This window comes from Delftia sp. BGA-UO-ETr-SB1, from assembly GCF_059567865.1.
The window spans coordinates 883,425-901,399 of the sequence record NZ_JCAQOW010000004.1; the positions used below are offsets into that span (position 1 = coordinate 883,425).

Annotated in this window: 17 protein-coding genes; 11 read left to right on the forward strand and 6 right to left on the reverse strand. The window is 67.4% G+C overall.

The window, feature by feature from the left end; all coding sequences use genetic code 11:
• The first annotated feature begins 14 nt into the window (after positions 1-14).
• From clpA to sbcB, 3 genes are all read left to right on the forward strand, one after another.
• A complete protein-coding gene (gene clpA, locus AC57B5_RS04440) occupies positions 15-2,351 on the forward strand; it encodes an ATP-dependent Clp protease ATP-binding subunit ClpA (protein WP_012205339.1) in 2,337 nt (778 codons plus the stop codon).
• A gap of 83 nt (positions 2,352-2,434) precedes the next feature.
• A complete protein-coding gene (gene cls, locus AC57B5_RS04445; protein WP_012205340.1) occupies positions 2,435-3,889 on the forward strand; it encodes a cardiolipin synthase in 1,455 nt (484 codons plus the stop codon).
• A gap of 37 nt (positions 3,890-3,926) precedes the next feature.
• On the forward strand, positions 3,927-5,366 hold the full coding sequence (gene sbcB / locus AC57B5_RS04450) for an exodeoxyribonuclease I (protein WP_496398833.1): 1,440 nt from the start codon (positions 3,927-3,929) through the stop codon (positions 5,364-5,366).
• Positions 5,367-5,509: 143 nt separating this feature from the next.
• Here the strand turns inward: sbcB and AC57B5_RS04455 are convergent, their stop codons facing one another.
• Positions 5,510-6,739: a nucleoside recognition domain-containing protein gene (locus AC57B5_RS04455; protein ID WP_496398834.1), complete on the reverse strand. Its 1,230-nt coding sequence runs from the start codon at positions 6,737-6,739 to the stop codon at positions 5,510-5,512.
• Between the two features lie 148 nt (positions 6,740-6,887).
• On the opposite strand from AC57B5_RS04455, the gene AC57B5_RS04460 reads away from it, so the two are divergent.
• A complete protein-coding gene (locus tag AC57B5_RS04460; protein ID WP_013802649.1) occupies positions 6,888-7,283 on the forward strand; it encodes a VOC family protein in 396 nt (131 codons plus the stop codon).
• Between the two features lie 19 nt (positions 7,284-7,302).
• Here the strand turns inward: AC57B5_RS04460 and tam are convergent, their stop codons facing one another.
• The gene (tam, locus tag AC57B5_RS04465) at positions 7,303-8,076 is read right to left on the reverse strand and encodes a trans-aconitate 2-methyltransferase (RefSeq protein WP_496398835.1); all 774 of its coding nucleotides are present in this window, start codon (positions 8,074-8,076) and stop codon (positions 7,303-7,305) included.
• 107 nt (positions 8,077-8,183) lie between these two features.
• On the opposite strand from tam, the gene AC57B5_RS04470 reads away from it, so the two are divergent.
• On the forward strand, positions 8,184-9,092 hold the full coding sequence (locus AC57B5_RS04470; RefSeq protein ID WP_496398836.1) for a LysR family transcriptional regulator: 909 nt from the start codon (positions 8,184-8,186) through the stop codon (positions 9,090-9,092).
• A gap of 9 nt (positions 9,093-9,101) precedes the next feature.
• On the opposite strand, the gene AC57B5_RS04475 is transcribed toward AC57B5_RS04470, so the two are convergent.
• Positions 9,102-10,019 (reverse strand): LysR family transcriptional regulator, encoded by a 918-nt coding sequence (locus AC57B5_RS04475; RefSeq protein WP_099733802.1) that lies wholly within the window; start codon positions 10,017-10,019, stop codon positions 9,102-9,104.
• Positions 10,020-10,094: 75 nt separating this feature from the next.
• Between AC57B5_RS04475 and AC57B5_RS04480 the strand changes: the two genes are divergently transcribed.
• The 5 genes from AC57B5_RS04480 (at position 10,095) to AC57B5_RS04500 (ending at position 15,172) form a co-directional block, all read left to right on the forward strand.
• Complete coding sequence (locus AC57B5_RS04480) at positions 10,095-10,964, forward strand: HpcH/HpaI aldolase/citrate lyase family protein (protein WP_034393039.1); 870 nt, start codon at positions 10,095-10,097, stop codon at positions 10,962-10,964.
• Positions 10,965-11,045: 81 nt separating this feature from the next.
• Positions 11,046-12,050, forward strand: coding sequence for a tripartite tricarboxylate transporter substrate binding protein (locus tag AC57B5_RS04485; RefSeq protein WP_269196613.1), 1,005 nt, complete (start codon positions 11,046-11,048; stop codon positions 12,048-12,050).
• A gap of 58 nt (positions 12,051-12,108) precedes the next feature.
• A complete protein-coding gene (locus tag AC57B5_RS04490) occupies positions 12,109-13,272 on the forward strand; it encodes a CoA transferase (protein ID WP_496398837.1) in 1,164 nt (387 codons plus the stop codon).
• Complete coding sequence (locus AC57B5_RS04495; protein WP_496398838.1) at positions 13,272-14,117, forward strand: amidohydrolase family protein; 846 nt, start codon at positions 13,272-13,274, stop codon at positions 14,115-14,117. Before AC57B5_RS04490 ends, AC57B5_RS04495 begins: the two co-directional genes overlap by 1 nt.
• Positions 14,118-14,179: 62 nt before the next feature.
• The gene (locus AC57B5_RS04500) at positions 14,180-15,172 is read left to right on the forward strand and encodes a tripartite tricarboxylate transporter substrate binding protein (protein WP_496398839.1); all 993 of its coding nucleotides are present in this window, start codon (positions 14,180-14,182) and stop codon (positions 15,170-15,172) included.
• A gap of 20 nt (positions 15,173-15,192) precedes the next feature.
• Here AC57B5_RS04500 and AC57B5_RS04505 read toward each other — a convergent pair whose 3' ends face one another.
• Positions 15,193-15,336, reverse strand: a complete 144-nt coding sequence (locus tag AC57B5_RS04505; protein ID WP_496398840.1) for a hypothetical protein — start codon at positions 15,334-15,336, stop codon at positions 15,193-15,195.
• A gap of 166 nt (positions 15,337-15,502) precedes the next feature.
• Here AC57B5_RS04505 and AC57B5_RS04510 point away from each other — a divergent pair, with 166 nt between their 5' ends.
• Positions 15,503-16,204: a YebC/PmpR family DNA-binding transcriptional regulator gene (locus AC57B5_RS04510; RefSeq protein ID WP_012205353.1), complete on the forward strand. Its 702-nt coding sequence runs from the start codon at positions 15,503-15,505 to the stop codon at positions 16,202-16,204.
• A gap of 72 nt (positions 16,205-16,276) precedes the next feature.
• Here the strand turns inward: AC57B5_RS04510 and upp are convergent, their stop codons facing one another.
• Together upp and AC57B5_RS04520 are read right to left on the reverse strand one after the other, a co-directional pair.
• Positions 16,277-16,906, reverse strand: coding sequence for a uracil phosphoribosyltransferase (upp, locus tag AC57B5_RS04515; protein WP_012205354.1), 630 nt, complete (start codon positions 16,904-16,906; stop codon positions 16,277-16,279).
• Positions 16,907-16,962: 56 nt separating this feature from the next.
• The gene (locus AC57B5_RS04520; protein ID WP_496398841.1) at positions 16,963-17,940 is read right to left on the reverse strand and encodes a threo-3-hydroxy-L-aspartate ammonia-lyase; all 978 of its coding nucleotides are present in this window, start codon (positions 17,938-17,940) and stop codon (positions 16,963-16,965) included.
• Positions 17,941-17,975 lie beyond the last annotated feature (35 nt).

Genomic DNA, 17,975 nt, shown 5'->3' on the forward strand with positions numbered 1-17,975 from the left:
AAAAGGAGTCATCAATGATCGCCCAGGAACTGGAAGTCAGCTTGCACATGGCCTTTGTCGAAGCGCGCCAGCAGCGCCACGAGTTCATCACCGTGGAACACCTGCTGCTGGCCCTGCTGGACAACCCCAGTGCAGCGGAAGTGCTGCGCGCCTGCTCAGCCAACATCGATGACCTGCGCTCGGCCCTGTCCAACTTCATCAAGGACAACACGCCCCAGGTGGCAGGCTCCGATGAGGTGGACACACAGCCCACGCTGGGTTTCCAGCGTGTGATTCAGCGCGCCATCATGCATGTGCAATCCACCGGCAACGGCAAGAAGGAAGTCACGGGCGCCAACGTGCTCGTGGCCATCTTCGGCGAGAAGGATTCGCACGCCGTCTACTACCTGCACCAGCAGGGCGTGACGCGTCTGGACGTGGTCAATTTCATTGCCCACGGCATCAAGAAGGGCGAACCGCCCGAGCCCGCCAAGGCCGAAAACCCTGCCGAGTCCGAAGAGGGCGCCGGTGGCGAGCGCAACGAAAAGGCTTCGCCCCTGGAGCAGTTCACGCTGAACCTCAACCAGGCGGCCAAGGACGGCAAGATCGATCCGCTGATCGGGCGCGACTACGAGGTCGAGCGCACCATCCAGATCCTGTGCCGCCGCCGCAAGAACAACCCGCTGCTGGTCGGCGAGGCCGGCGTGGGCAAGACGGCGATCGCCGAAGGCCTGGCCTGGCGCATCACCGAGGGCAAGGTGCCCGAGGTGCTGACCGAAGCCGTGGTCTATTCGCTGGACATGGGCGCGCTGCTGGCGGGCACCAAGTACCGTGGTGATTTCGAGCAGCGCCTCAAGGGCGTGCTCAAGTCGCTCAAGGACCGGCCCAACGCCATCCTGTTCATCGACGAAATCCACACGCTGATCGGCGCGGGCGCCGCTTCGGGCGGCACGCTGGACGCGTCCAATCTGCTCAAGCCGGCGCTGTCCAGCGGCCAGCTCAAGTGCATCGGCGCGACCACCTTCACCGAGTACCGCGGCATCTTCGAAAAGGATGCGGCGCTGTCGCGGCGTTTCCAGAAGGTCGACGTGGTCGAGCCCACCGTGGCCGAGACCGTGGACATCCTCAAGGGCCTGAAGTCGCGCTTCGAGGAACACCACAGCGTGCAGTACGCCGCCGCCGCCCTGCAGGCTGCGGCCGAGCTGTCGGCCAAGTACATCAATGACCGCCACCTGCCCGACAAGGCCATCGACGTGATCGATGAGGCCGGTGCCGCGCAGCGCATCATCCCGGTGGAGCAGCGCAAGCAGACCATCGACAAGGCCGAGATCGAGGCCATCGTGGCCAAGATCGCGCGCATTCCGCCCGCCAATGTGTCCAACGACGACCGCAGCAAGCTGCAGACGCTGGAGCGCGATCTCAAGAGCGTGGTCTTCGGCCAGGACAAGGCGCTGGAAGCGCTGGCCTCCTCGGTCAAGATGGCGCGCTCGGGCCTGGGCAAGCCGGACAAGCCGATCGGCTCCTTCCTGTTCTCGGGCCCCACGGGTGTGGGCAAGACGGAAGCGGCCAAGCAGCTGGCCTACATCCTGGGCGTGGACCTGATCCGCTTCGACATGTCGGAGTACATGGAGCGTCACGCCGTCAGCCGCCTGATCGGCGCGCCTCCGGGCTATGTGGGCTTTGACCAGGGCGGTCTGCTGACCGAGGCCGTGACCAAGAAGCCGCATTCGGTGCTGCTTCTTGACGAAATCGAGAAGGCGCATCCGGACATCTTCAACGTGCTGCTGCAGGTCATGGACCACGGCACGCTGACGGACAACAACGGGCGCAAGGCCGATTTCCGCAACGTGATCCTCATCATGACCACGAACGCGGGCGCCGAGACCATCAACAAGGCCTCGATCGGCTTCACCAACCCGCGCCAGGCCGGCGACGAAATGGGCGACATCAAGCGCCTCTTCACGCCGGAGTTCCGCAACCGTCTGGACGCCATCGTCAGCTTCAAGCCGCTGGACGAGCAGGTCATCCTGCGCGTGGTCGACAAGTTCCTGCTGCAACTGGAGCAGCAACTGGCCGAAAAGCGCGTGGAGGTCACCTTCACCGATGCGCTGCGCAAGCACCTGGCCAAGAAGGGCTTCGATCCGCTCATGGGCGCTCGCCCCATGCAGCGCCTGATCCAGGACACCATCCGGCGCTCGCTGGCCGACGAGCTGCTTTTCGGGCAACTGGTCGACGGTGGCCGCCTGGAAGTGGACTGGGTGGCCGACGCCGACGATGCCGACAAGGGCGAAGTCAAGCTCGACATCACGCCCCAGCCCAAGCAGGACCCGGCGTCCGAGCCGGCCGAGCCCAAAGAGGCCACTGCCGACTGATGTGCATCGCCTGATGCCCATCGCGCAAGCCGACAGCCCCCCGGGCTGCCGGCTTTTTCTTTGATCCGCCCGAAGGAGTCTTTGTGGAGTGGCTTCGTCAGTACCTGACCCATGAGAATGCGCTGCTGCTGCTGTCGGTGACCTGGTCGGTCTATGTGGTGATCGTCGCGGTGTGGATCCTTCTGCAGCGCAGCGCGCCCGTGGCCACGCTGAGCTGGCTTCTGTCCATGGCGGCGATTCCTGTGGGCGGGTTGGCCATTTACTACTTCTTCGGCCCGCAGCGGCTCAAGCGCCAGCGCATCAAGCGGCTGCGTGCGCGCAAGACATCGCGTGTGCGAACAGGCGTGCAGCGCCTGCGCGAGCGCATGCCGGGCAGCTCGGAGCGACTGCACCAGGTCGCGCGGCTGGTGGCGGCCACCAGCGACTTTCCCGTGAGCACGGCCGCCGACCTGCGGCTGCTGGTGGGCGGTGCTGCCACCTTCGACGCCATCATCGAGGCGGTGAATGCGGCGCGCCACCACATCCACCTGGAGTACTACATCTTCGAACCCGACCAGACCGGCACGGCCCTGCGCGACCTGCTGATACAGCGGGCCCGCGCAGGCATACAGGTGCGCCTGCTGGTGGATGCCCTGGGTTCCAAGAAGCTGGGACGGCGCTTTCTGCAGCCGCTGGAGGATGCGGGCGCCGAGGTCGCGCTGTTCCATGGCACCAAGATCGGCCGGCGGCTGCGCCCGGTCATCAACTTCCGTACCCACCGCAAGATCCTGGTGTGCGACGGCAAGGTGGGCTTCACGGGCGGCGTCAACGTGACCGACGAAGAGAACGCGCGTGTCATGCCCGATGCCTACCACGACGTGCACCTGCGCCTGGAGGGCGCCATCGTCAACTGGCTGCAGACGGTGTTCCTCGAAGACTGGGCCTATGCGCTGGAAAAGGACCCCAAGAACGAGCCCGCCGACATCGACCTGCTGCTGCCGGATGCGCCCGAGGGCCCGCTGCCCGTGCAGATCATCACCTCGGGCCCCGACAACGGCCTGCAGGCCATCTACCGCGCGCATCTGGCGGCCATCAACGCGGCCGAGGAACGTGTCTGGCTGACCACGCCGTATTTCGTGCCGACGGAGGCCGCGCTGGCAGCGCTCACCAATGCCTCGCTGCGTGGTGTCGATGTGCAGCTGCTGGTGCCGCGCCGTTCGGACTCGGCCCTGGTCACGGCGGCTGCGCGCTCCTACTACGACGAGCTGATCCGCTGCGGCGTGCGCGTCTACGAGTACAAGGCGCGAATGCTGCACTCCAAGACCCTGGTGGTGGACGACAACATCGCCATCATCGGCACGGCCAACTTCGACTACCGCAGCTTCTTCCTGAACTACGAAGTCTGCGCCATCGCCTACGGGCCTGCGCTCAACGGCGATCTGGCCAAGCAGTTCGAGGCCGATCTGGAGCAGGCCCAGCGCGTGCATTTCAAGCGCGACCTGGGCTTTGCGCTGCGCCTGTTCGACTCGGGGGCGCGGCTGTGTTCGCCCCTGCTGTGAGGGCTGGTGACCCGTTTTTCGCAGGCATACTCGCCCGATGGCCCATACCTTCTTCTGGCACGACTACGAGACCTTCGGCGCCCAGCCGCGCTATGACCGGCCCGCGCAATTCGCGGGCATCCGCACCGATGCGGAACTCAATGAAATCGGCGAGCCCGTCATGTGGTACTGCCAGCCAGCAGGCGACTACCTGCCCGATCCGCAGTCCTGCTTGATCACCGGCATCACCCCCCAGCAATGCCTGGAGCAGGGCATGCCCGAGGCCCAGTTCGCCGCCTGCATCGAGGCAGAACTGGCCCAGGCAGGCACCGTGGGTGTGGGCTACAACACCATCCGTTTTGACGACGAGATCACGCGCTTCATGTTCTGGCGCAACCTCATCGATCCCTATGCGCGCGAATGGCAAAACGGCTGCGGGCGCTGGGACCTGCTCGACGTGGTGCGCATGGTCTATGCGCTGCGCCCCGAAGGCATTGTCTGGCCGAAAAAGGAGGATGGATCTCCGAGCTTCAAGCTCGAGGACCTGGCCCGCGCCAACGGCCTGCTGCACGAGAAGGCGCACGACGCGCTGTCCGACGTGCGCGCCACCATCGGGCTGGCGCGGCTGATCCGCAAGGTCCAGCCCAGATTGTTCGACTTCGCCTTCTCGCTGCACAAGAAGGACCGCGTGCTGCAGGAAATGGGCCTGCCGGCCGAGCCGGCGCATGCACGGCCCTTCCTGCACGTCAGCGGCATGATACGGCCCGAGCGCGGCTGCATCGCCGTCATGTGGCCGCTGGCCACGCACCCCACCAACAAGAACGAGATCATCTGCTGGGATCTGGCGCAGGACCCGTCGGAGCTGGCCTCCATCGACGTGGACACGCTGCGCCTGCGCCTGTTCTCGCGCGCGGCCGACTTGCCCGAGGGCATGCAGCGCCTGCCCATCAAGAGCATCCACGTCAACAAGTCGCCCATGGTGGTCGGCAGCCTCAAGACGCTGAGCCCGGCCATGGCCGCGCAATGGGGCATCGATGTGGAGCAGTGCATGGGCCATGCGGCCATTGCACGTGACCTGCCCGACATGAGCGCGCTGTGGCGTGCAGTTCACCAGCGCCCTGCGCAGGAAGGGCTGGATGCCGACCAGGACCTGTACGGCGGCTTTGTGGGCAACGAGGACCGGCGCCGTCTCAACCACCTGCGCAGCCTATCTGCGCAGGAGCTGGCGCTGGATCGCACGGGCTTCGACGATGCCCGCCTGACCGAACTGCTTTTCCGCTACCGCGCCCGCAACTTCCCCGCCAGCCTGAACCCGGCCGAGCGCCAGCGCTGGCTGCAGCACTGCGCGGCCTGCCTGATCGAAGGCAAGGGCGGCGCACGCACGGCCGAGCAGATGTTTGCCATGGTCGATCAGCTATCGGAAACTGCCGACGAGCGCGGAGAGGAAATCCTGGGGGCGCTGTATGACTATGCCGAGGCGATCATGCCGGAACTTTAGTCCCCTCTGAGCCGCTGCGCGGCTTCTCCCGAGAGGTGCGACACCCTCGCGGCGGGGCGAGGCGGGGCGGGTGGCGTAGGCCCTTGCTCGGTGTTCCTCGCCTTGGGCCGCGTCGGCTTTAGGCGCAGCGCCCATTTGTGCCTTCAGCCAAAGAACTTGTAGCAGACCACGATGGCCGCCACCACGCCGGCCAGTTCGGCGATGAGGGCGCAGGGCACGGCGTGACGGGCGCGCTGTATGCCCACGGCGCCGAAGTAGACGGCCAGAACGTAGAAAGTGGTTTCGGTGCTGCCCTGGATGGTGGCGGCCACCAGGGCGGCGAAGCTGTCCACGCCCTGGGTCTGCATGGTCTCGATCAGCATGGCGCGCGCCGCGCTGCCCGAGAAGGGTTTGACCAGGGCCGTGGGCAGGGCGTCCACGAAGCGCGCGTCCATGCCCAGGGCATCGACCACCCAGCGTATGCCCGACAACGCATACTCCAGCGCGCCCGATGCGCGGAACACGCCCACGGCGCAGAGCATGGCCACCAGGTAGGGCAGCAGGCCCTTGGCCACGTCAAAGCCTTCCTTGGCGCCTTCGATGAAGCTGTCGTAGACCGCGACCTTGCGCCAGGCGCCCAGGGTGACGAACAGCACGATCAGGGCAAACAGCGTCAGGTTGCCCAGCAGCGATGACAGCTGCGCCAGTGCAGCCGCCGACAGCGTGGCCAGAAAGGCCATGAAGCCTGCCAGCGCCAGGCCCAGCGGCAGCAGATAGCCCAGCACCACGGGGCTCCACAGCGGCAGCCGCTGCACCAGGGCCACGGCCAGCAGGCCGACCAGGGTCGAGGCCGAGGTGGCCAGCAAGATCGGCAGAAAGACCAGGGTGGGATCGGGCGCACCCTGCTGCATGCGGTACATGAAGATGGTCACGGGCAGCAAGGTCAGCGACGACGCATTGAGCACCAGGAACAGGATCTGCGCATTGGTGGCGGTGTCGGGCCGGGGATTGAGCTCCTGCAGCGAGCGCATGGCCTTCAGGCCCATGGGCGTGGCCGCGTTGTCCAGTCCCAGCCCGTTGGCCGCGAAGTTCAGCGTGATCAGGCCCAGGGCCGGATGGCCGCGCGGCACCTCGGGCATGAGCCTGGCGAACAACGGGCCCAGCACGCGCGCCAGCCACTCCACCACGCCGGCCTTCTCTGCGATGCGCAGAAAGCCCAGCCACAGCGTCAGCGTGCCGAACAGCAGCACCATGACCTCGACCGACAGCCTGGCCATGGCAAACAGCGCCTGCACCATGGCCGAGAAAATCCCGGCCTGGCCGCCGACCAGCCATTGCGCCAGCGCAGCCACGGCCGCCACCAGAAAAAAGCCCAGCCACAAGGCATTCAGCATGGATTCCCGTCCCTCACGAGGCAATTGCAAGCCGCCATTGTGGGGCCAGCCGCAGGGCTTACGGGCCAGGGCGGCAGGGCATTGACAGGGCTCCGTTATCCTCGCGGCCCCGCGGTCCGAGGACCGCACCATTGCTGCAAAGGATTCCATGCCCCAGGTGATAGGACAGGTGAGCGTCGCCGTGCGCGACTATGACGAGGCGCTGCGCTTTTATGTGGGCGCGCTGGGCTTCGTGCTGATAGAGGACACCGCCCTGTCCGAGGGCAAGCGCTGGGTCACCGTGGCCCCCGGTGGCGGCGGTGTGCGCCTGCTGCTGGCCCGCGCCACGAATGAGGAGCAGGCCGCGCGCGTGGGCAACCAGACCGGCGGGCGCGTGTTCCTGTTCCTGCAGACCGACGACTGCCTGCGCGACTTCGAGGCCTACCGCTCGCGCGGCGTGCGCTTTGTGCAGGACCCCCAGCGCAAGCCCCACGGCACCGTGGCCGTGTTCGAAGACCTCTACGGCAATCTGTGGGATCTCATCGAGCCGCATCCGGCGCGTTGAGGGCCGAAGGCGCGCTGCTTCAGCGGCTGGCCACGATGAACAGCCTGGGGAAGGGCAGCAGCACCGTGCCATCGTCCAGTGCGGGGTAGGCCTGGGAGATGGCCTGCAGATACGCTGCGTAGAAGCCGGCCTTTTGCTCCTCGTCCAGCGGCGCGACGAAGGGACGCAGCGCCGAACCCTTGAACCACTCAACCACCGCAGCATGGCCGCCCGCCAGCGGGTGGAAGTAGGTGGTGCGCCAGACATCGACGTTGCTGCAGTGCGGGCGAAGCAGGGCGTAGTAGAAGTCCGCGCTGTGCCGTGCGGGGTGGCGCACATCGCCAATCGTGGCCGCCCAGGGGCCGCTGGCGGCCACCTCGCGCGCCAGCCGGTGGGCCGGTTCTTCCAGGTTGTCCGGCGTCTGCACGGCCAGGCTGCCACCGGGTGCCAGGTGGCTGACAAGGCGCGGGTAAAGCTGCTGGTGGTCGGGCAGCCACTGCAGCGAGGCATTGGCCAGGATCACGTCCTGCGGCTGGTCGGGCTGCCAGGTGGCGATGTCGGCCAGGGAGAAGGCCGTGCCCGTCAGCCGCTTGCGTGCGGCATCCAGCATGTCCTCGGAATTGTCCAGTCCCGTCACGGTGGCCCCGGGGAAGCGCTGGGCCAGGACCTCGGTGGAGTTGCCGGGGCCGCAGCCCAGGTCCACGGCCAGCCGCACGGCGCGGCCAGGCAGATCGGGAATGGCGGCCACCAGGTCGCGCACGGGGCGCGTGCGTTCCTGCTCGAACGTCGTGTACTGCTTTGCGGACCAGGTCATCGTGTTGCCTTTCAGGTAGGTGTGTTTGTGGGGCGCGAGCGTAAATCCGTCCATCCATGATTGCAAATGCCACAATTGAAGTCTTCCCATACCTTGAAAGTATTGATGTGCCCGAGCTTCGCCAACTGCGCGCCTTTGTCGCCATCGCCGAGGAAGGCCACATCACCCGCGCGGCCGAGCGCCTGGGCATGCAGCAGCCGCCGCTGACGCGATTGCTGCAGGGCCTGGAACACGAATTGGGCGTGGAGCTGGTGCAGCGCCTGCCGCGCGGCGTGCGGCCGACGGCGGCGGGGCTGGCGCTGCTGGAAGAGTCCAAGGCGCTGCTGGAGCGCTGTGACGTGCTGGCCGAGGTGGTGCGCCGTGCCGCCCGGGGCGAAACGGGCCGGCTGGCCGTGGGCTTCACCAGTTCGGCCGCGCTGCATCCCTTCGTGCCCGGCGTGCTGCGCATGTTCCGCCAGCAGGTGCCCGGCGTGGCCGTGGCGCTGGAGGAGGCGGGCACGGGTGAACTCATGGATGCACTGCTGCAAGAGCGGTTGGATGCGGCCTTTGTGCGCTCGCCCCTGCATGGCAGCCAGGGGCTGCAGGCCGTGCCGATTCTGGAGGAGCCCATGCTGCTGGCCCTGCCTGCAGGGCATGCGCTGGCACGCCCATTGCGCCGGCCCGTGCCTTTGCCGCAGCTCGCCTCGGAGGATTTCGTGCTGTACCGGCGCAGGGTAGGGCAGGGCCTGTACGACGCCATTCTCAAGGCCTGCCTGGAGGCGGGCTTCAGCCCGCGCGTGGTGCAGGAGGCGCCGCGCATGACGGCCACGCTGAGCCTGGTCTCGGCAGGGCTGGGGCTGTCCATCGTGCCGGCCTCCATGCAGCGCCTGCGCAGCGACGGCATTGTCTACCGTGCGCTGTCCCAGTGCCCCGGGTTGGCCGCTCCCCTGCATCTGGCCACGCGCGTGGGCGATGCGTCGGCCGTGCTGCGCAGGTTCCAGGACCTGGTTGCCACGGCGGCCGTGGCGGAGTCCTGACGGCGCGGGCTACGGTGTCCTGGTTGCTGAGCGCGCGGCAGCGCGCGGGCCGCCGCGCTGCTTGACCACGGTGCGTGCGCAGTCCACCAGCCTGTGGATCAACGGCAGCCGTGCCGACGAGCGCAGCCACATCACGCCAAAGCGCCGCGACTGCGATTCCTCGGGCAGGGCCAGGCGCACCACGCCCTGGCCATCGGGCAGGTTCAGTGCCGTGTCGGGCACCAGCGAAACGCCCAGGCCGCGCTCCACCATCATGGCAATGGCCACCAGCGAGCTCAGTTCAAAGCGCTCCTGCGGCGCAATCTGCGCGGCGCGCAGGTAGCGCTCCACCATTTGCCCGCCGCCCAGGCTGCGGTCATAGCGGATCAGCGGCTGGGTGCGCAGCAGCGTGTGCGGGTCCAGGTGCGCCAGCTGGTGCGGCACCAGAAGCACCAGCGGCTCCTCGCGCAGCAGTGTCCAGTCGAAGGTCTTGGCCAGGGCGAAGGAGGGGTGCAGGCATACAGCGGCATCCAGCTCGCCTTGCTGCACGGCCTGGTACAGCTCGCGCGTGGTGGCCGAGCGCAGGAACACCTTGGTCTGCGGGCACTTCTTCACAAAGCCCGCCAGGATGTCGGGCAGCAGGCTGTGCAGGGCCGTGTTGATGGTGCCTATCACCAGCTCGCCGTCGGCGCCCTCATGGTTGACATGGGTCTTGGCGTTGGCCAGCTCGCGCAGCAGCAGCGGGGCCGATTGCGACAGTCGGTGGCCGGCTGGCGTGGGCAGCACGGTGCGGCCTGCGCGGGCCAGCAGGGGGGCGTCGAACTCGCGCTCCAGGATGCGGATCTGCTGGGCCACGGCGGCGGCCGTGATGTTCAGGCGCCGCGCGGCCTCGGCCATGGAGCCCGTCTCGACCACGAGCAGGAAGCTGTGCAGGTAGCTGGTTTCCATAAACAAAGAATTTGTGTGGTTTGAACAAATATTACCTGTGTTTCTCTTGGCTTTCTGCCGCCCACAATGCGGTGCATGAGAAGCAAACTGTTTGTTCCCGCATCGCGTCCCGAGCTGTTCGCCAAGGCCCTGGCTGGCGAGGCCGACGCACTGTCCTTCGACCTGGAGGACGCGGTGGCCGAGGCCCGCAAGGACGAGGCGCGCGGCCTGCTGCGCAGCTTCCTGCTCAGCCCTGAAAGCCGGGGCCATGGCAAGACGCTGATCGTGCGCGTCAACGCCATGGATACGCCGCATTTCGGCGCCGACATCGCCGAGATGGTGCGCGACGGCGTGCACCTCATCAACCTGCCCAAGCCCGAGACCGTGCAGCAGGTGCGCGAGGCCGCACAGCGCATTGCCGAGGCGGCAGATGCCAACGGCGTGGCCCAGGCGCCTGGCCTGCTGCTCAACATCGAAACACCCCGCGCCCTGCGCTGCGCTGCCGAACTGGCCAGCGCCCATGCCAGCGTGGCCGGCCTGCAGATGGGGCTGGGCGATCTGTTCGAGCCCTTTGGCGTGAACCGGCGCGAGCCCGCCGCCATTGCCCAGGCGCTGTTTGCCGTGCGCATGGCCGCCGCCGAGGCCGGCGTCTACGCCTACGACGGCGCCTTTGCCGACATCCGCGACAGCGAGGGCTTCAGCGCCGAGGCCCGCCTGTCGCGCGGCCTGGGCTTTCTGGGCAAGACCTGCATACATCCCAGCCAGATCGCCCTGGCCAATGCGGTCTACCAGCCCACCGAGCAGGAAATCGGGCACGCCCTGAAGGTGGTGGAGGCGGCCCGCCAGGCAGATGCCAACGCCCTGGGCGCCTATGTGGTGGACGGAAAGATGGTGGACAAGCCCTTTGTGCTGCGTGCCCAGGCCATCGTGGCTGCGGCGCATGCACAGGGGCTGCTGGCGGCCTGAACGGGCGGCCGGCAATCCGGTGCCCCGGCATCCCGCATGCCGGGCATCCCCATGACAAGAAACAGTACAGGAGACAAAGACATGAGCATTTCCCATTGCCGCGCGCGGCGCAGGCTGGTGGCGCTGGCCGCTGCCACAACGGTGGCCACGCTGGCCGGGCTGGCTTCGCCGGGATTGATGGCGCAGGGTGCCTTCCCGTCCAAGGCCATCACCATGGTGGTTCCCTATCCGCCGGGAGGCTCCAACGACGTGTTCGCACGCCAGGTGGCCAAGGAAATGGGCGATCTGCTCAAGCAGACCGTGATCGTGGACAACCGGCCCGGCGCCAGCGGCAACACCGGCACGGCCTCGGTGGCCAAGGCGGCGGCAGACGGCTACACGCTGGTGGCGGTCTCGTCCAGCATGACGACGAATGCTGCGGTACAGGCCAAGATGCCCTTCGACCCCGTCAAGGACCTGGCGCCCGTGGCCATGTTTGCCAAGGGCCCGCTGGTGGTGGCCGTGAACAACGAATTCCCGGCCAGGACGCCGCAGGATCTGGTGCGCGCCATCAAGGCCAGCCCGGGCCAGTTCAACTACGCCACCTCGGGCACCGGCAGCATCAACCACTTCGCGACCGAGATGATGCGCTCCATGGTGCCGGGCATGGACATCATGCATGTGCCCTACAAGGGCCAGGGTCCGGCCGTGACCGACGTGATCGGCAACCAGGTGCAGATGCTGGTCTCCAGCGGCCCGTCCATCCTGCCCATGGTGCGCAACGGCAAGCTGCGCGCCATCGGCATCACCAGCCTCAAGCCCAGCCCCATTGCGCCGGACCTGACTCCCATGGCAACGGCCATCCCGGGCTACGAATTCGATCTGTGGTGGGGGCTGCTGGCGCCTGCGGGCACGCCCGCCGACATCGTGGACCGCCTCAACCAGGCCGTGAACCAGGTGCTGGCCAAGCCGACCATCCAGGCCAGCTTCCTGCGCGAAGGCGCCATTGCCAACCCCGTGACGCCGCAGCAGTTCGCACAGGTGATCCGCAGCGACGTGGCGCGCTGGAAGCAGCTCGCCAAGGACCGCAATATCCAGGCCGATTGAACCCGGCCTTTGGCGGGAGGTGCCCCAGGCCTTCCCGCTTCCCTATCAGGAGAAACGAATGAGTTTTGTGCCCGGTGAACGCCAGGGACCGAAAGGCCCGCTCAGCGGTGTGCGCGTGCTGGATCTGAGCGCCTATATCGCGGGGCCGTATGGCTGCTCGCTGCTGGCGGACCAGGGCGCCGAGGTGATCAAGGTCGAGCCGCCCGTGGGCGACAACCTGCGCAAGTACCCCTCCACGCTGGAAGCGGAAAGCCGCGCCTTCCTGGGCGTGAACCGCAGCAAGTGGGGCATGGTGCTGGACCTGAAGGACGAGGCCGACCACGCCGTGCTGCTGCGCCTGGTGCGCGAGGCCGATGTGCTGGTCCACAACTTCCGGCCCGGCGTGCCCGAGCGGCTGGGCATCGGTTTTGCGCAACTGGCCGCCATCAACCCACGCCTCATCTATTGCAGCGTCACCGGCTATGGAAGCCGCGGGCCGCTCAAGGCCAAGGCGGGCTACGACCAGGTGCTGCAGACCATGACCGGCATGTGCGCCATGCAGGGCAAGGCAGGCGGGCCGCCCGAGATTCTCTACGGCTCCGTGGTGGACTACTACGCCTCGGCCCTGGTGGCGGGTGGTGTGTCGTCGGCGCTGTACGAGCGCGAGAAAAGCGGGCTGGGCCAGCATGTGGGCGTGTCCCTGCTGCGCGCGGCGCTGACCATGCAGTCCGCACGCATGGTCTGGGCCGAGGGCGAGCCGCGCGAGGTGGGGCGCGACATGCGCTCGGGCGGCATCACGGGCATCCACCCGACGCGCGAAGGATATCTCTACATTTCGGCCAACACTGCGCATTTCTGGGCGGCGCTGTGCCGCAAGCTGGATCTGCCCGAGGTGGCCAGCGACGAGCGCTACGACTCCGTGCGCAAGCGCGCCCAGCACCGCGACGTGCTGGTGCCCCTGCTGCGCCAGGCGCTGGCGGGGCGCAGCGCGCTGGAATGGGAAGCCTTGTTTGGCGAGGAAGTGCCCTGCGCGGCGGCCCGCACGGTGGAAGACATGTTCGACGACCCGCAGGTGCAGGCCGAGGGCATGGTCACCCGCTTCCAGCACCCGACCCTGGGCAGCTACCGGGGCTTTGCCGGCGCCGTCGAATTCGATCGCACGCCCGGCCCACCGGCCTTTGCCGCGCCCACGCTGGGCCAGCATACCGAGGCGCTGAAGGCCGCTGCGCAAGAGGGCTGTTGATGCAGGCACTGCCCGCTGGCGCCTGCGACGCCCATCTGCATGTCTTCGATCCGCGCTTTGGTACGCGTTCTGATACGCGCTTTGATACGCGTTTTGGTGCCCATGCCACGGCTGCCGACTATGCGCAGCTGCGCGGCGGCATGGGGCTGGAGCGCGCCGTCATCGTCCAGCCGCGTGCGCATGGCACGGACAACCGGGCCACGCTGAACGCCATCCAGTCGCTGGGCGCAGCAAGCACGCGCGGCATTGCCGTGGTGCACCCCGATATCACGGACGCACAGTTGCAGGCGCTGCATGACGGCGGCATTCGCGGCATCCGCTTTTCGCTGCACACCGAGCACGATGCAGCCGTGCGGCTGGACATGCTGGAGCCGTTGGCCGAGCGCATAGCCGCGCTGGGCTGGCATGTGCAGCTGCACTGGCTGGCCAGCCAGATCGAGGTCCATGCGGCGCTGCTGCAGCGGCTGCCATGCACCCTGGTGTTCGACCACATGGCGCGGCTCGCTGACAGTGCTGACGGCGCTGGCGTGCACGAGCCCGCCTTCGGCGTGGTCCGCGGGCTGGTGCAGCAGGGCAGGGCCTGGGTCAAGCTCTCGGGGCCGTATCTGAACAGCCGGGCGGGCCTGGCCGCAGGCTATGCCGACTGCGACGCGCTGGCGCAGGCCTGGGTGGCCGAGGCCCCGCAGCGCCTGGTCTGGGGCAGCGACTGGCCCCATGTCACCGAACCTGCCCATCCGCCGCAGACCCCCATGCTGCTGGCGCTGTTGTCACGCTGGATTCCCGATGCGGCGCTGCGCGCCCGCGTGCTGGTGGACAACGCCGCCGAGCTGTACGGATTCGATTGAGGGCGCGGGGCACGCAAGCCTCGCAGCCAGGTTTTCACCATTGAGCAACAGGAGACAGAAACGTGAAGAAGATCAAGACACTGCGGCCCGCCATGACGATGCTGGCCTTGGGTATTGGGGCGGGGCTGGGCCTGTTCCAGGGCACGCTGCATGCGGCCGACTATCCGGCCGCACAGGCCATCACGGTCGTCGTGCCGTTCTCGGCCGGCGGCGGTGCGGACAATGCGGCGCGCATCATCGCCAAGGCGCTGGGCGAGGTCTCGGGCCAGACCGTGGTGGTGGACAACAAGGCCGGCGCCAGCGGCGCCATCGGTGCCGCCCTCGTGGCGCGCGCCAAGGCCGATGGCTATACGGTGCTGTATGACGCATCGTCCTTCGCCATCAACCCCGCGTTGCGCAAGCTGCCCTATGACCCGGCCAAGGATTTCATTGCCGTGTCCCAGGCCATCAGCGTGCCCAACATCCTCGTGGCCGCACCGTCCTCGCCCTACAACAGCCTGGCCGACTTCATGAATGCCGCGCGGCAAAAGCCCGGCAGGCTCACCTATGCCTCCTACGGTCCGGGCAGCCTGGCCCAGATGGCGACGGAATTGCTCAAGGCAGACGCCAAGTTCGATGCCGTCCACGTTCCCTACAAGGGCGGGGCGCCCGCCATCGTCGATGTCATGGGCGGCCAGGTCGATGTGTACTTTGCCAACGCGGCCTCCAGCATCAACTACGTCAAGGGCGGCAAGCTCAAGGCGCTGGCCGTGTCCTCGGCCAAGCGCATGCCGGACCTGCCCGACGTGCCCACGGTGGCGGAAAGCGGCATCAAGGGCTTCGAGGTGACGGAGTGGAACGGCTTCTTCCTGCCCGCAGGCACCGCGCCCGACACCGTGCAGAAGCTGCAGGACCTGGTGCAAAAAGCCCTGGCCTTGCCGGCCACGCGCACCAGCCTGGAGAAGCTGGGCCTGACGCCCGTGGGCAGCTCCTCCGCCGCCTTCACGGGCTTCGTGGCGGCCGAGCGCAAGCGCTGGGATGCCGTGGTCAAGGCCAACGGCATCACCGTGCAGTAAGCCGCCGCGCGTGACGGGGCTCAGGGCGTGGCGGTGACACGCAGCAACTGCCCGTCCTGGGCATCCGTCAGCAGGTAAAGCCAGCCGGCCAGTGCCGGCGCGAGGCGCCCGTCACCGTGCACGATGCGCAGTCGGCCGGCTTTGATCTGGCAAACATCATGCACGACGCGGCCAGAGCCAGCGGCGCCCTGTCAACCACTGCGCAAAAAGCCCGCGCAGCCACTTGCGCGGGTGTATAAACAGCGCTCTTTCGGCGCCGGGCCGGGTCCCTGCGTGGGGCGGTCGGCGGCGCCTCCTACCCACCAGAGAATCCGCAAGGGAAAAGCAGCCATGGGCGCGCAATGGAAAGCAAAGGGCAAGGCGCTGGTCGCCGATGCCAAGGGAAAGCTGTTTGGCAAGCTGGCCAAGGAAATCATCGTCGCGGCGCGCGCCGGCGCCGATCCGGCAGGCAACTCGCGCCTGCGCATGGCCGTGGAAGCCGCCCGCAAGGCCTCCATGCCCAAGGACACGCTCGAGCGTGCGATCAAGAAGGGCTCGGGCGTGGGTGCCGATGCCGTCAACTACGAACGCGTGGTCTATGAAGGCTACGGCCCCAACCGCGTGCCCGTGATGATCGAGTGCCTGACCGACAACGTGAACCGCACGGCGCCCAACATGCGCGTGTGTTTCCGCAAGGGCCAGATGACGGCCGTGGCCTGGGACTTCGACCATGTGGGCATGATCGAGGGCGAGCCCGAAGGCGGTGCCGATGCCGAGCTGGCCGCCATCGAGGCCGGCGCACAGGACTTCGAGCCCGGCGAGGAAGAGGGCACGACGCTGTTCATCACCGACCCGACGGACCTGGATACCGTGAGCAAGGCGCTGCCGGCCCAGGGCTTCAAGGTGCTGTCGGCCAAGCTGGGCTACAAGGCCAAGACGCCGGTCAGCATGGCCAGCCTGTCGGCCGAGCAGCAGGAGGAAGTGCAGGACTTCCTGGCCGGCATCGAGAACGATGACGACGTGCAGCACGTCTACGCGGGCCTGGTGGATTGATCCCGCTGCCCCCCGCTCCCCAGCAAAAAAGCCGCACGATGTGCGGCTTTTTTGTGGGTGCGTGCACCAAGCCTACTTGGTGCCGAAGATGCGGTCGCCCGCGTCGCCCAGGCCCGGCAGGATGTAGCCGTGCGCGTCGAGCTGGCGGTCCACGGCGGCCGTGTAGATGTCCACGTCGGGATGGGCCTTTTGCATGGTGGCCACGCCTTCGGGCGCGGCCAGCAGGCACATGAACTTGATGGACTTCGGGTTCAGCTGCTTCAGGCGCGCCACGGCGGCGGCTGCCGAGTTGCCCGTGGCCAGCATGGGATCGACGACCAGCACGTCGCGCTCTTCCATCTCGGAGGGCATCTTGAAGTAGTACTCGACGGGCTGCAGCGTCTCGGGATCGCGGTACAGGCCGATGTGGCCGATGCGCGCACCGGGCACGACGTTGAGCATGCCGTCGAGGAAACCGTTGCCGGCGCGCAGGATGGACACCAGCACCAGCTTCTTGCCGTCGATGACCTTGCCGGTCATGGTCTCCAGCGGGGTTTCGATCTCGATGTCCTGCAGCGGCATGTCGCGCGTGATCTCGTAGGCCATCAGCGTGGACAGCTCGCCCAGCATGCGGCGGAAGCTGTTGGTGCTGGCTTCCTTGCGGCGCATCAGCGTGAGCTTGTGTTGGACCAGCGGGTGGTCGATCAGGTGCAGAGTACTCATGGTTTTCTTCTGGAAAAAAGGGGCGCCGGCATTTGCGGCCGGCGCCAGGGGGCGGTTCAGTCGTGCAGAAAGCGTGCGTAGCGCGCCAGGTCCACATTGCCGCCGCTGATCAGAATGCCCACGCGCGCGCCCGACAGCGCAACCCCGCCATGCAGGGCGCCCGCCAGCGAGAGCGCTCCCGTGGGTTCGACCACGATTTTCTTGCGTTCCGCGTAAAAGCGCATGGCCTGCACCAGATGCTCGTCCGCCACGGCCAGGATATCTTCCACATGCTCGCGGATGATGGCGAATGTGATATCGCCGATGGACTGGGTCTGGGCACCGTCGGCAATGGTGTGGGGCGTGGGGATCTGCACGATCTGGCCTGCGCGCAGCGACTGGCGGGCATCGTCGCCGGCCTGGGGCTCGACGCCGTAGACCTTGCAGCGCGGCGCCAGTTGCCTGGCCGCCAGCAGGCTGCCGGACAGCAGTCCGCCGCCGCCCAGGCAGACGAACAGGTAGTCCAGGTCGGGCACCTCTTCGAACAGTTCCTTGGCTGCCGTGCCCTGGCCGGCGATCACGTCGCGGTGGTTGAACGGCGGGATCAGCGTCATGCCGCGCTCGTCGGCCAGGCGGCGGGAGATGGCCTCGCGGTCCTCGGTGAAGCGGTCATAGGTCACCACCTGGGCGCCGTAGGAGCGCGTGGCCGCCATCTTGGAGGCGGGGGCATCCTCGGGCATGACGATGAGCGCGGGCATGTCCAGCATCTGCGCGGCCAGGGCCACGGCCTGGGCATGGTTGCCCGAGGAGAAGGCCAGGGCGCCGCGCTTGCGCTGCTCGGGCGTGAACTGCGACAGCGCGTTGTAGGCGCCGCGTATCTTGAAGGCGCCCGTGCGCTGCAGGTTCTCGCACTTGAAGAACAGCTGGGCGCCCAGCAGCTCGTCGGCGGTGCGGCTGCGCAGTATGGGTGTGTGGTGGGCCACGCCTTCCAGCCGGCGAGCGGCGGCGGCGACATCGTCATAGGTGGGCAGCGAGGGTGGGCTGTTCGTCGTCATGGCGTGCGGTTCCGCAAAGTGGATGGAGGCGCTTT

Bases quoted from the DNA above. Each gene is read 5' to 3' on its own strand.
- upp (WP_012205354.1), bottom strand. From the start codon at position 16,906: ATGAGTACTCTGCACCTGATCGACCACCCGCTGGTCCAACACAAGCTC.
- AC57B5_RS04495 (WP_496398838.1), top strand. From the start codon at position 13,272: ATGCAGGCACTGCCCGCTGGCGCCTGCGACGCCCATCTGCATGTCTTC.
- AC57B5_RS04480 (WP_034393039.1), top strand. From the start codon at position 10,095: ATGAGAAGCAAACTGTTTGTTCCCGCATCGCGTCCCGAGCTGTTCGCC.
- AC57B5_RS04460 (WP_013802649.1), top strand. From the start codon at position 6,888: ATGCCCCAGGTGATAGGACAGGTGAGCGTCGCCGTGCGCGACTATGAC.
- sbcB (WP_496398833.1), top strand. From the start codon at position 3,927: ATGGCCCATACCTTCTTCTGGCACGACTACGAGACCTTCGGCGCCCAG.
- AC57B5_RS04490 (WP_496398837.1), top strand. From the start codon at position 12,109: ATGAGTTTTGTGCCCGGTGAACGCCAGGGACCGAAAGGCCCGCTCAGC.
- AC57B5_RS04475 (WP_099733802.1), bottom strand. From the start codon at position 10,019: ATGGAAACCAGCTACCTGCACAGCTTCCTGCTCGTGGTCGAGACGGGC.
- AC57B5_RS04510 (WP_012205353.1), top strand. From the start codon at position 15,503: ATGGGCGCGCAATGGAAAGCAAAGGGCAAGGCGCTGGTCGCCGATGCC.
- AC57B5_RS04520 (WP_496398841.1), bottom strand. From the start codon at position 17,940: ATGACGACGAACAGCCCACCCTCGCTGCCCACCTATGACGATGTCGCC.
- clpA (WP_012205339.1), top strand. From the start codon at position 15: ATGATCGCCCAGGAACTGGAAGTCAGCTTGCACATGGCCTTTGTCGAA.
- tam (WP_496398835.1), bottom strand. From the start codon at position 8,076: ATGACCTGGTCCGCAAAGCAGTACACGACGTTCGAGCAGGAACGCACG.
- AC57B5_RS04485 (WP_269196613.1), top strand. From the start codon at position 11,046: ATGAGCATTTCCCATTGCCGCGCGCGGCGCAGGCTGGTGGCGCTGGCC.
- AC57B5_RS04455 (WP_496398834.1), bottom strand. From the start codon at position 6,739: ATGCTGAATGCCTTGTGGCTGGGCTTTTTTCTGGTGGCGGCCGTGGCT.